Origin of the sequence: Pseudoalteromonas sp. T1lg65 (assembly GCF_051930985.1) — a bacterium.
Lineage (GTDB): Bacteria > Pseudomonadota > Gammaproteobacteria > Enterobacterales > Alteromonadaceae > Pseudoalteromonas.
In genome coordinates, this window is record NZ_CP196837.1 from 2088983 (window position 1) to 2102242 (window position 13260).

12 protein-coding genes are annotated in these 13260 nt (G+C 41.9%); 9 read left to right on the top strand and 3 right to left on the bottom strand.

Annotated features, from left to right (window positions below; genetic code table 11):
- Window positions 1-66: 66 nt before the first annotated feature.
- Window positions 67-1392, bottom strand: coding sequence for a CDP-diacylglycerol--serine O-phosphatidyltransferase (gene pssA, locus ACSLBF_RS09130; RefSeq protein ID WP_440053109.1), 1326 nt, complete (start codon window positions 1390-1392; stop codon window positions 67-69).
- A gap of 411 nt (window positions 1393-1803) precedes the next feature.
- Between pssA and trxB the strand changes: the two genes are divergently transcribed.
- The 4 genes from trxB to infA all read left to right on the top strand — a co-directional run bounded on the left by trxB (window position 1804) and on the right by infA (window position 4801).
- Window positions 1804-2757, top strand: coding sequence for a thioredoxin-disulfide reductase (gene trxB / locus ACSLBF_RS09135; RefSeq protein ID WP_440053110.1), 954 nt, complete (start codon window positions 1804-1806; stop codon window positions 2755-2757).
- 124 nt (window positions 2758-2881) lie between these two features.
- Window positions 2882-3598, top strand: a complete 717-nt coding sequence (aat, locus tag ACSLBF_RS09140; protein WP_440053111.1) for a leucyl/phenylalanyl-tRNA--protein transferase — start codon at window positions 2882-2884, stop codon at window positions 3596-3598.
- Complete coding sequence (locus ACSLBF_RS09145) at window positions 3591-4301, top strand: arginyltransferase (protein WP_440053112.1); 711 nt, start codon at window positions 3591-3593, stop codon at window positions 4299-4301. Before aat ends, ACSLBF_RS09145 begins: the two co-directional genes overlap by 8 nt.
- A 281-nt stretch (window positions 4302-4582) precedes the next feature.
- Window positions 4583-4801: a translation initiation factor IF-1 gene (gene infA / locus ACSLBF_RS09150; RefSeq protein ID WP_002962494.1), complete on the top strand. Its 219-nt coding sequence runs from the start codon at window positions 4583-4585 to the stop codon at window positions 4799-4801.
- A 167-nt stretch (window positions 4802-4968) separates the two neighbouring features.
- Here infA and clpA read toward each other — a convergent pair whose 3' ends face one another.
- Window positions 4969-7233, bottom strand: a complete 2265-nt coding sequence (gene clpA, locus ACSLBF_RS09155) for an ATP-dependent Clp protease ATP-binding subunit ClpA (protein ID WP_440053113.1) — start codon at window positions 7231-7233, stop codon at window positions 4969-4971.
- 28 nt (window positions 7234-7261) lie between these two features.
- Window positions 7262-7579, bottom strand: a complete 318-nt coding sequence (gene clpS, locus ACSLBF_RS09160; RefSeq protein ID WP_440053114.1) for an ATP-dependent Clp protease adapter ClpS — start codon at window positions 7577-7579, stop codon at window positions 7262-7264.
- Between the two features lie 200 nt (window positions 7580-7779).
- On the opposite strand from clpS, the gene cspD reads away from it, so the two are divergent.
- The 5 genes from cspD to hflD all read left to right on the top strand — a co-directional run bounded on the left by cspD (window position 7780) and on the right by hflD (window position 13199).
- Window positions 7780-7998 carry a cold shock domain-containing protein CspD gene (gene cspD / locus ACSLBF_RS09165; RefSeq protein WP_440053115.1) on the top strand — a complete coding sequence of 73 codons (219 nt, stop codon included), beginning with the start codon at window positions 7780-7782 and terminating at the stop codon, window positions 7996-7998.
- Between the two features lie 415 nt (window positions 7999-8413).
- Entirely contained in the window at window positions 8414-10633 is a 2220-nt protein-coding gene (locus ACSLBF_RS09170; protein WP_440053116.1) for an NADP-dependent isocitrate dehydrogenase, read from the top strand.
- 101 nt (window positions 10634-10734) lie between these two features.
- The gene (locus ACSLBF_RS09175) at window positions 10735-11379 is read left to right on the top strand and encodes a pseudouridine synthase (protein ID WP_440053117.1); all 645 of its coding nucleotides are present in this window, start codon (window positions 10735-10737) and stop codon (window positions 11377-11379) included.
- 117 nt (window positions 11380-11496) lie between these two features.
- A complete protein-coding gene (gene mnmA, locus ACSLBF_RS09180; protein ID WP_440053118.1) occupies window positions 11497-12597 on the top strand; it encodes a tRNA 2-thiouridine(34) synthase MnmA in 1101 nt (366 codons plus the stop codon).
- A complete protein-coding gene (gene hflD, locus ACSLBF_RS09185; RefSeq protein WP_440053119.1) occupies window positions 12597-13199 on the top strand; it encodes a high frequency lysogenization protein HflD in 603 nt (200 codons plus the stop codon). The genes mnmA and hflD overlap by 1 nt, the downstream gene beginning before the upstream one ends.
- Window positions 13200-13260: the final 61 nt, after the last annotated feature.

Consider the following 13260-nt stretch of genomic DNA (forward strand, 5'->3'; position numbering starts at 1 on the left):
CGTATTGTTTATTTGAAAAATGCTAGCCTCACTGGCTAGCATTTTTTTATCTACAAACACGAGTAATTAAATAAACCGTTTGATTATAAAATCAACTTTCACTCGTTTTGCTTGACCTAGCAACTTTTTAACCGGTAATGGATAGTCTTCTAACGTTTCTAAGTCGTAATGAGAACCAATGCGTTTGCAATGTTCTAACACCGATTGCTTTTCAGCTTCAATTTGCGGCAAAAGATGACGCTCAGGATCTTCAATTAAAATACCATTTTCAATATCTAAGCCCCATGCTCTTGGATTCAGGTTATGGCCGCTCATCAAATGTGTGTTTCCATCTCTACTGACGCCTTTGAGATGAAATGAGTTATTTCCATCTTGCCATAAGTAAACATTCAACATACCTGAACTAATGTACTTGCGTTGGCTTTTTACAAACTTGTATAAAATCGTTTCATACAAATAAGGTAACGCGCCAATTCGACTAAATGGCTGTTCAGGGGCAATATAAAAGTCATTCGCTGTTTTATCACCCACCACAATCGTGACCTTTCTGCCAGTTTTCAGCAAGCGACGCAACGAACGCAGCAAAGGGGCTGGAAAGTTGAAGTAAGGCGTGTACAACACCAATTCTTGCTCTGTGGTATCGAATAGAGCTTTTATTAGACGGTTCAATTTATTGGTTCTGCGGCCAAACCCCAGAAATGGCCTAACGTTTAAGCCGCTGGTTTCTGATGCCTGGCTGGTATTATAACTGGCTTTTTTCAACGCTCGCATTAACTGACGTTGCGCAGCCTTTATGTCAACCATCTTAGGTAGTGGTCGAATATCCAACCGTGGCACAGCTGAAGAACCGATTAATACTGAATCAGTAAATTGACAAAAGCTATCAGCAAGCGACTCATTAGTAATTAAAAAGTAGCGGTCTAGCCGATATTTATCACCATGATGTAGATAGACATTATTCAAACTTGCACCACTGTACAAAAGCTGATCGTCTACCACAAAACCTTTGAGGTGAAGCACGCCGAATAATTCTTTAGCCTTAACTGGCACTCCGTAAACTTCAACACTGGAGCCATACTGCTCTTTCATGTCGCAGTATAGTTTGGCATTCCCTTCTGATTTTTGTTCGCCAATTAATCCTCGTTGGGCACGATGAAAATCAACCAACACTTTGACCGACAGTTTTGGGTTATTTAATGATGCTTGATGCAGCGCTTCTAGTATTTGCCTTCCAGCCTCATCATCTTGCAGATATAAAGCAGTAATGTAGATTCGTTGTTTGGCTTGCGAAATTAACTTCAGCAATGTTTGATGGTATTGCTTCGCGTCAGTTAAAACTTCGCAGTCATTGGGGCTCAATGCAAACCCAGGAGAATTCTGCCAAAATGCCATAAGTACCTTTCAATACAAGCTATCGAGTTAATGATAGCGATACAAAATTCTTTAAAACATATCAAAAAAAAATCACGAGGTCATGATTTACCGACGTTTTTTATTACTTATGAGACTTCAGCTCAAAGAAATGCTTAGTTATGCAACACTATGTTTATTAATTACGCGCCTTTGTATCGACGACCACATCGATAAATGAACAAAAAACCACCCTTAGCTATTATAGCGTATGCAGAACTAGTACAGTTATTTTGACAGCTTGACCATTTACTGCAAATCCATTTGTGCAAAATTGTTTACTTCCCGGTTGAATTACATAGAATCGGACTCACCTTTATCACCATACACGATGGTGCCCTTCACAACACATGTTATGAAGTAGAATTACTAGATTAAGTTAGGAAATAAAAAATGAGTGATGCAAAACACTGCAAATTGTTAATCCTTGGTTCTGGCCCAGCAGGCTACACAGCCGCGGTATACGCAGCACGTGCCAACCTTAACCCAGTACTGATCACAGGTATGCAACAAGGTGGGCAGCTGACAACCACCACTGAAGTTGAAAACTGGCCTGGTGATGCCCACGGATTAACCGGGCCTGCACTGATGGATCGTATGAAAGAGCACGCCGAACGTTTTGAAACTGAGATTATCTTCGACCACATCAACAAAGTCGATGTAACAAAACGTCCATTCACCCTAACCGGTGACCAAGGTAGATATACGTGTGACGCACTCATCATCGCCACCGGAGCCTCAGCGAAATATCTCGGATTAGAGTCTGAAACAGCTTTCCAAGGCCGTGGTGTATCGGCTTGTGCAACTTGTGATGGCTTCTTTTATCGTGGACAAAAAGTAGCTGTTGTTGGTGGTGGTAACACAGCTGTTGAAGAAGCTCTGTATCTTTCCAACATCGCTGAAGAAGTGCATGTTATACACCGTAGGGAATCATTCCGCAGCGAAAAGATCCTTTCTGACCGCCTAATGGAAAAAGCTAAAAACGGCAATGTTGTTCTTCATTTGAACCGTACGTTAGACGAAGTACTTGGCGATGAAATGGGTGTAACGGGGATCCGTATCAAAGATACAGACTCTGACAATACTGAGCAACTCGATTTAGCTGGCGTATTTATCGCAATAGGTCATAAGCCTAATACTGACATGTTTGCAGGTCAGCTTGAGATGAAAGATGGCTATTTGGTTGTTCAGTCTGGCCTTAATGGCAACGCAACACAAACTAGCGTAGAAGGCGTATTTGCAGCAGGTGATGTATCAGATCATATTTATCGTCAGGCCATTACTTCTGCGGGTACTGGTTGTATGGCTGCATTAGACGCTGAGCGTTATCTGGATAATTTAAAATAATTATTACTAAGTTAGTTTTCTAACTTGGTGGATCAGCATTAACAGAGGTTGCATCCTGTAACCTCTTTTTTCTCGGTACAGATTTGTTATATTGTCTTATATGTAAATTGTTGCAGTATGACAGATGACTCGACCACCGTTCTATTTGCGACCAGATATGGTCGAATTCCCCCCTACTCGGCTCGCATTGAATGAACCTGACGGCTTGCTTGCCTACGGTGGTGATTTAACGATAGAGTGGCTTGAAAATGCCTATGCAAACGGTATATTCCCGTGGTTTAATGAGGACGAAATGATCCTATGGTGGAGCCCTAGTCAGCGAGGTATCCTGGAGCTTAGCGACTTTCACTGTGGCAGAACACTTCGTAAGTCAAAAAAAAGATTCAATCCCAAGGTCACCATTAACAAAGCATTTCGACAGGTTATACGAGCCTGCATGCTACAACGCAAATTTAACGAAGGTACCTGGATCAATAGTAGAATGGTGCAAGCATACATAGACGCACATCATCATGGTATCGCCCATAGTGTCGAGGTTTGGTCTGACAACACATTAATAGGTGGTTTATACGGTATTATGCAGTCCGGCGTATTTTGCGGTGAGTCTATGTTTAACAATCAACCTGATGGCGCTAAGCTGGCCATGTGGGCATTGGTAAACTGGTTAAAAAAACATAATGCAAGTTTCATCGACTGCCAGCTTGAAAACCCTTTTTTGTTGTCACTCGGATTAAAAGTTGTACCAAGAGAAGAGTTTTTGTCTAGACTTAATTTAGCACGTCAATTCACCGTGCCTTTGTCCATGTGGCAAGCACAGGAGCTGGAAAATATATATGACTGAGCACTTCCCGTCCAAGTTAGGATTAAGTCAACAATTCAGTTGTAGCTACCTTCCTGAGCAACAAGAACAGCTATTGGTTATATTAGATCCTAATTGCTATACACCAGAGCGGTTTGAACAACTATTAGCTTTAGGGTTTCGTCGCAGCGGTGACCAAATTTACCGTCCACACTGCCCAAGTTGTTCTGCTTGTCAATCAATTAGAGTGTTAGCTAAACAATTTACGCCCAGTCGCTCACAAAAACGCAAACGCAATAAGTTAAAACATGGCTACCACGTGATAGTCAGTCATGATGAACGTCCAGAATATTATCCGCTTTACGAAAAGTATATCACCCAGCGACACAGTGATGGATCAATGTATCCACCAAATAAGCTCCAATATGAGAGTTTTCTATTTTGTCGTTGGATGTCCATAGTGTTTATTGAGCTCTGGCATAGAGACAAGTTAATCGCTGTTGCAGTCACTGACGATATGCCCCATTCTCTGTCGGCGATCTACACCTTCTTCGACCCGGATTATGAGTCGCTGAGTTTAGGTAGCATTATGATTTTAGCTCAGATAGAACATGCCACAAAACATGACAAACATTACGTATACTTGGGTTACCAAATAGATAGTTGTCAGAAAATGCGCTACAAAACACAATTTACCCCAGCTGAGCGCCTAGTAAAAGATACGTGGAAAAAAGTCGATTTATAGCCAAATAGCTTTATTGAGCGACTTGGTTTATCCGCAATAGAGGTTAAATAGACCCACTTTGGCTCCATCTGGAATATTCAAATCGACAGTCGTTGTCAGCTATGGCATCATAGCTCACCTTCGAGCAGACAGAATTTATCGTAGTTGACCACATAATTTTGGAGCCTTGGATAAATTAAATTACGGCAAATTTACAAAATGTAGGGCCGTAACTTTACTTATTCCTCGCTTTTGGGCAAAATCTGCATCGTTTAATTTAACCAAGAGGTGATACGCTACACATGGCGAAAGAAGACGTTATTGAAATGCAAGGCACGGTCCTTGATACTCTACCAAATACAATGTTCCGTGTTGAATTAGAAAACGGTCACGTTGTTGTTGCGCATATTTCTGGAAAAATGCGTAAGAACTACATCCGTATTTTAACTGGTGACAAAGTCACTGTTGAAATGACGCCTTATGATCTATCTAAAGGACGCATTGTCTTCCGTGCTCGTTAATTGTGAGCGTTCTAAATAGTGCACACTTGATTAGCTATAATAATAAAGGAAATCCTTTATATTGATTGGCATTAATTTAGAAACTTACGGACCGTTCGCTTAATATGCGAAAAAACAAAAAGCCCCGCTAGATGCAGGGCTTTTTGTTTAAGACCTAATTATTACAATCAGGCCGATACAGCTTCTGTTTGATATTCAAACTTAAGTTTACTCTCTTTAACTGATACTTTTACCGTACCACCGTCAGACAGGCTACCGAACAATATTTCGTTCGCAAGCGGCTTTTTCAAGTTGTCCTGAATAACTCGCGCCATTGGCCTTGCTCCCATGGCTTTGTCGTATCCAGTATCCGCTAGCCAACTTCTGGCCTGTGAAGTAAGTTCCAGGTTGACCGACTTCTTGTCTAACTGAGCTTGTAGCTCGACAATAAATTTATCAACAACTTGCAAGATCACTTCTCTATCCAAGTGGTTAAACCAAATGATATTGTCCAATCGGTTTCTGAATTCAGGCGTAAATACCTTATTAATCTCACTCATAGCGTCATGTGAATGATCTTGTTCTTGGAAACCAATAGACTGGCGGACTGTCTCCTGAACACCAGCATTAGTCGTCATAACCAATACTATGTTCCTAAAGTCTGCTTTGCGACCGTTGTTGTCTGTAAGCGTACCGTGGTCCATCACCTGTAGCAGTATGTTGTAGATATCAGAGTGCGCCTTTTCAATTTCATCTAACAACACCACTGCATGTGGGTGTTTAATGACCGCATCAGTCAATAATCCGCCCTGTTCAAAACCTACATATCCAGGGGGAGCACCAATAAGACGGCTAACAGCATGTCTTTCTGCATACTCAGACATATCGAAACGAATAAATTCGATTCCCATACACTTGGCAAGTTGCTTAGTAACTTCTGTTTTACCCACACCTGTTGGACCTGCGAACAAGAACGAACCGACAGGCTTATCTTCATTTGCGAGACCTGAGCGAGATAGTCTTATCGCTGAAGTCAACGCATCGATTGACTCATCTTGCCCAAAGACCAACATTTTCAGGTTACGGTCAAGATTTTTAAGAGTCTCTTTATCGCTCGAAGATACACTCTGCTGCGGTATACGTGCAATTTTCGAGACTATCGCTTCAATATCAGCAACACCAATCGTTTTCTTACGCTTGGACACCGGCAATAACCTTTGGTTAGCACCCGCCTCATCTATCACGTCAATGGCTTTGTCAGGTAAGTGACGCTCATTTATGTATTTAGCGCTCAACTCGGCTGCGGCTCGCAAAGCTTTTTGCGTATAACGAATACCGTGATGCTCCTCGTAACGTTCTTTAAGTCCGTTAAGAATTTTTGTTGTGTCCGCCACACTCGGCTCAACAATATCAATCTTTTGAAATCTACGGACCAACGCTCTGTCTTTCTCAAATATGTTTTTAAATTCTGAATAGGTCGTAGACCCCATACAACGAAGTTGGCCGCTTGAAAGCAATGGTTTTATTAGGTTAGAAGCATCCATAACCCCACCAGACGCTGCTCCAGCACCTATTATCGTGTGTATTTCATCAATAAACAAAATAGCATGAGGTTGAGCTTGCAACTCTTTAAGCAGTGCCTTGAAGCGTTTTTCAAAATCACCTCTATATTTGGTGCCTGCTAACAAAGCTCCCATGTCCAGTGAATACACTGTCGCATCTTCAATAACATCAGGAACCTCTTTATTGACTATTCGATAAGCTAAGCCTTCGGCTATGGCTGTTTTACCCACACCAGCTTCACCTACGAGTAATGGGTTATTCTTCTTACGACGGCATAACACTTGAACAGTACGTTCGACCTCTTCATCTCGACCAACCAACGGGTCAATACGGCCGCTTGCAGCTTGTGTATTTAGGTTGGTAGTAAAGTTTTCGAGCTTGGTTTTCTCTTCCTGCTGAATATCGTTCGAATCGTCTTGAATTTCTTCATGATCTTCCTGCTCATGATCATCATCCATCTTAGAAATACCGTGACTGATGTAATTTACGATGTCCAAGCGACTGATATCGGCTTTTTTCAATAAATAAACAGCTTGGCTTTCCTGCTCGGAGAAAATGGCTACAAGCACATTAACTCCTGTAACTTCAGAACGGCCTGAAGATTGAACATGGAACACTGCTCGCTGTAATACACGTTGAAAACCAAGTGTTGGTTGTGTTTCTCTGTCTTCTTCTAAATCCGGAATGACAGGCGTTGTTTCATCTATAAAATCCGATAACTCTTTTTTTAGTGTGCTCATATCAACGCCACACGCGTCTAAGGCTTCACTGGCAGAAGGGTTATCAATCAAAGCAAGTAGCAAATGCTCGACAGTCATGAACTCATGGCGACGAGATCGAGCCTCACGAAATGCGGCATTAAGAGTAAGTTCTAAATCTTTATTTAGCATTGGCAACCCCCAACAAGAAAATAAAAGGTCATTCCTGCTCACAATTACAAAGCAGCGGGTGCTCGTGATCACGAGCGTATCTGTTAACCTGCTCAGCCTTTGTGTAGGCGATGTCAGCAGGATATATTCCACATACCGCCTTTCCTTTATGATGCACTTCCAACATCACTTCAGTTGCTCTCTCGCTATCCATATTAAAGAACCTGGTCAATACCTCGACAACAAAGTCCATCGGAGTGTAATCGTCGTTGTTTAAAATCACTTTATGTTTTCGTGGTGGCTCTAGCTGTTGCTTTTGCCTCTCACGAACGGCGTCCAATACACCCGAATCTTTAATTCCACTCATAATTAAATATAGTCTTGTCTTCCAATCTCAAGCAAATACATTTGAGAAATAAATAAAATGTTAAAAAAAAGAGCAAAAAACTTGACTGCTTGCTCATATAAACTACAGTCTTACTTGTCTGCTTAATCTATGGGCAGTCTAGCAAAATATAAAGGTTAGATTAACTAAATTTAGTCAACTTATTAGAAGGATGTAGAAGTATGGCTTGCGGAAAAGTCAAGTGGTTTAATAACGCCAAAGGGTTTGGTTTCATCGTAGAAGACGGCAGTGACGAAGATATCTTTGCTCATTACTCGACGATTGTAATGGATGGATACAAGACACTTAAAGCTGGTCAAGATGTAACATTCGAACTTCAGCAAGGCCCTAAAGGGTTACACGCTACAAACATCGCTCCTATTACGGAAGATGTTGTTTAATAAGCGTAATTTGTAAAGCGGGTAAGTCTTACTGCTCGCTTCATCTCCTACTTTCAAAGCCTCTAAAAGACTTTCAAAGTCCTCTTACCAGCCGCTAGTGTAAATGTTTATAACATTTCACAATTCACCTTTAAATTTAATAATTAGCCCCAACATCCAATCGCTGTTAGACTATTGTCTCGCTTGATACTGGCATTCAAGGTTGGTTAGATAATTTTTCTTAATCACGCTTTTTTCTACTGGCGGAGTTGAAATACCTAACCAGCTTGCAATAGCTAAAATTACTTAGCAGTTTGAACAATACCTATTGAGACAGCGTTTTAGTCTGTCTCTGAATTGTTTACAGCTAATTAACTAAATTCTAAACATGCAACTGTTGACTGGCGATTACGCCCACAACTATCTAGGAATGATGATGACATCGAAAATTATCTACACTAAAACAGATGAAGCACCAGCACTAGCTACTTACTCACTGCTTCCTATCATCCAAGCATTCACAAAACCAGCAAATATTGACGTTGAAACACGTGATATTTCTTTAGCTGGTCGTATCATTGCTAACTTCTCAGAGTTTTTAAATGAAGAGCAACGTATTGGTGATGCATTAGCTGAGCTTGGCGAGCTGGCTAAAAAACCTGAAGCTAACATCATCAAGCTTCCTAATATCAGTGCTTCTATCCCACAGCTTCGAGCCGCAATTAAGGAGCTTCAAGCTAAAGGTTACGCACTACCTGAATACCCTGCCGAACCAAAAAATGAACAAGAAGCAGAAATTAAAGCTCGATATGACAAGATCAAAGGTAGTGCTGTAAACCCAGTATTACGTGAAGGTAACTCAGATCGCCGTGCGCCTGGTTCAGTTAAAGCCTACGCACGTAAAAACCCTCATTCAATGGGTGCCTGGTCAAAAGACTCTAAGTCATATGTTGCTTCAATGACTAAAGGTGACTTCTTCGGTTCAGAGCAGTCAACAACTGTGTCAGAAGCTACCGATGTACGCATCGAGCACGTTTCAACTTCAGGTGACGTAACCGTACTAAAACAAAGCACCCCACTACTTGCTGGTGAGATTATCGACGCTTCAAGTATGAATGTTTCAGCACTACGCGAATTTTTGGCTGCGCAAGTTCAAGAAGCGAAGGATAAAGGCGTGTTGTTCTCATTGCATATGAAAGCAACCATGATGAAGGTTTCTGATCCAATCATCTTTGGTCACGCAGTTAAAGTTTTTTATAAAGATGTATTTGCTAAACACGCTGAGACATTTGCTGAACTTGGTGTTGACGCAAACAATGGTATTGGCGATGTGTACTCAAAAATCGAGTCACTAGACGACGCAAAACGACAAGAAATTGAAGCTGACCTTGCCGCGGTTTATGAAACAGCACCTAGTATGGCAATGGTTGATTCAGATAAAGGCATTACTAACTTACACGTACCAAGTGATGTTATCATCGACGCATCAATGCCAGCAGCTATCCGCACAAGTGGACAGATGTGGAATGCAGAAGGCAAGCAACAGGATACCGCATTTGTTATTCCTGATCGTTGCTATTCAGGCGTTTACAGCGCGACTATCGATTTCTGTAAAGAAAACGGTGCTTTCGACCCACGCACAATGGGTACCATTCCAAATGTTGGTCTAATGGCTCAAAAAGCAGAAGAGTATGGTTCACACGACAAAACATTTGAAGCGCCTTCAAATGGTACAATTCGTGTAGTAGATAGCGCTGGTAACACGTTACTGGAGCACAGTGTTGAACAAGGCGACATCTGGCGTATGTGTCAGGTTAAAGACGCGCCAATCAAAGATTGGGTGAAATTAGCAGTCAACCGCGCACGCGCGACTGGTGTTCCTGCCGTATTCTGGTTAAATGAAGCTCGCGCACATGACGCAGAGCTAATTAAAAAAGTTAACGCCTACCTTCCTGAACATGACACAAATGGATTAGACATTCGTATTATGGCGCCAGTAGAAGCCACTTTATTCTCTCTAGAGCGCATGAAAAATGGTGAGGATACCATTTCGGTAACTGGTAACGTACTTCGTGATTACCTAACCGACTTATTCCCAATTCTTGAGCTGGGTACTAGTGCAAAAATGCTTTCTATCGTACCGCTGATGAATGGTGGTGGTCTATTTGAAACCGGTGCTGGCGGTTCTGCTCCAAAACATGTACAACAGTTTGAAAAAGAAAACCACTTGCGTTGGGACTCTCTAGGCGAATTCCTTGCACTTGCAGCGTCTCTGGAACACCTTAGCCAGAACACCGGCAATGCAAAAGCCCAAGTACTTGCTGACACACTTGACGCGGCAACGGCTAAATTCCTTGATGAGAATAAGTCACCGTCACGTAAAGTGAAGGAACTGGATAACCGAGGCAGTCACTTCTACCTTGCAATGTATTGGGCGCAAGAGCTTGCAGCTCAAGACAAAGATGCAGAGCTAAAAGCTAAATTCACTTCTGTTGCAGAGCAGCTTACTGCTAAAGAAGCTGAAATTGTTGCGGCACTCAATGAAGTTCAAGGGCAAGCTATGGATGTTGGCGGCTACTACCAGCCAGAAGATCAAAAAGCATTCGCTGCAATGCGCCCTGCAACTGTATTCAACGAAATTCTTGCTACACTTTAATTTCTAAATATTCTCGAGCGGCTTAATTTAAGCCGCTCTTATTTTCCCCTTCCCTATCTGATTTGTTAAACTGAACGTGTCAAAGTCAAAAGAACACTTCAATGAAACAGAACTTCTCCAAAAAAAAATCAACAACAAATCGCAAAAGCCCAAATTCATCAAGCCGTTTTCCTAAACGTAACCGTGAAATTCGCCAAGCGCTTCCACCTGAGCAAGTCAAAGTTGTATTGTTCAACAAACCATTTGACGTACTTTGTCAATTTACTGATGGTGAGGGGCGTAAAACACTAGCCGACTTTATTGATGTAAAAGACGTTTATGCTGCAGGTCGATTAGATAGAGATAGTGAAGGATTATTACTGCTAACCAATTGTGGAAAGTTGCAAAACCAACTGACTTCGCCAAAGAAGGAAACCAGTAAAACCTACTGGGTACAAGTTGAAGGCGTGCCTAATGAAACTTCATTACAAGCGCTCCGTTCAGGCGTACAATTGAAAGATGGTCTGACTAAACCAGCAAAAATCGAGATAATTCCAGAACCAGATATTTGGCCTCGAGTACCGCCAATTCGCGAACGCAAAAATATCCCAACAACTTGGCTAAGTATCAGTATTTCAGAAGGCAGAAACCGGCAAGTCAGACGTATGACAGCGCATATCGGGCACCCGACGCTGCGCCTTATTCGCTACAGTATTGGGGATTATCGGTTAGATAATCTAGAAAATGGACAGTACCGTATTTTATAAAACATCAAGGTAATGAATTGTATGGCTATTAATTGCCTCGTTGACTTTCAGCACTATTGATTTGCGTGTTATAATGCCCGCCTTTCCAGACCATCATGAACTATTTACAGCGAAACTATGAGCGATAACAGTAATATAAAAGTCATTGTCGGCATGTCCGGCGGCGTTGATTCCTCCGTATCAGCATATCTTCTAAAAGAGCAAGGCTATCAAGTCGAAGGCTTGTTTATGAAGAACTGGGAAGAAGACGATAACGACGAATACTGTGCTGCTGCTGAAGATCTTAAAGATGCGCAAGCTGTCTGCGACAAGCTAGGTATCGAGCTTCATACTGTAAATTTTGCTGCTGAGTATTGGGACAACGTATTTGAGCACTTCCTTGAAGAGTACAAAGCGGGTCGTACACCAAACCCAGATATCATGTGTAACAAGGAAATCAAATTCAAAGCCTTTTTACAGTTTGCCGCCGAAGCGTTAGGCGCAGACTATATCGCCACGGGCCACTACGTTCGTCGCGCACAACGCGATGAAAAGTTTGTGATGCTCAGAGGTCTTGATGACAACAAAGATCAGAGCTACTTTCTTTATACCCTCAGTCATGAGCATATTGCGCAAACTCTATTCCCTGTGGGAGAAATCGAAAAACCAGAAGTTCGTCGTATTGCTGAGGAGCAAGGTTTAATTACTCACGATAAAAAAGACTCTACCGGAATTTGCTTTATTGGCGAACGCAAATTTAAGGACTTCTTGGCTAAGTATTTACCAGCACAACCGGGCAACATTGAAGACTGTGAAGGAAATATAGTTGGCGAACACGAAGGTTTGATGTATCACACATTAGGGCAACGCAAAGGCCTATTAATAGGTGGAATGAAAGAAGGCAGTGGCGAGCCATGGTATGTAGTAGACAAAGAAATCGAACGCAATGTGTTAGTTGTAGGCCAAGGTAAAAACCACCCTCGCCTGTTTAGCAATGGACTAAATGCCAGCCAACTTCATTGGGTAGACCGCCAAGGTCCTCAAGGGACTACACGCTGCACAGTCAAAACACGTTACCGTCAAACTGACATTCCTTGTACACTGCTTGTTGGACAAGACGGTTTGGCCAGAGTACTTTTCGATGAACCCCAAAAAGCAGTAACTCCTGGCCAGTCTGCAGTTTTTTATAAAGACGATGTGTGTCTCGGCGGCGGCATTATCGAGTCGGTGATAAAATAATGCAAAACCAGTATGTTATGCCTTTGGCTGCGATGTGCCAAATTACGAAGCTAGTACAAAAGTGTGCACGCTACGGAACCTTTAATGACTATGAAGTAGAAGGTTTTTTAAAAAGTATTCTTAACACATCCCCAGAAAGGCCTGAAGATGTGTATCCAGATAAACTTGCAATTAAAGAGGGTTGCCAAGCTGTTATCAAACAGCTGTCTTCCGGCCCCGATAAAGATGTTGAACTGGTAAAATACGTCGGTAGTTTAATGCAGCTAGAAAGGGTTCTCAGCAACGACAAGAGAGCACTTTCCCAACTTGGTGATAAAATTCAACAAGTAGAACGCCAGTTATTACATTTCGACATTTGTGAAAGTCAAATAATAGCGGCGCTCGCAGACATATACGAACAAGTGATCAGTCCTATGGGACCAAAGATCCAAGTATTTGGTAAACCAGAGCTGCTCAAGCAAAAGCACATACAACAAAAAGTCAGAGCGTTATTACTTGCTGGTATCAGAAGTGCCGTATTGTGGCGTCAACTTGGTGGAAAGAGACGGCAGTTTTTCTTTGCTAAGAAAAGTATAATCAGCGCCGCAAAAAGTTATTTATAAGTGCGACTAGTATAATGCTAGTGGTATAAAGTATCGTTCAAAAACAAATAGTTAGGAGTTA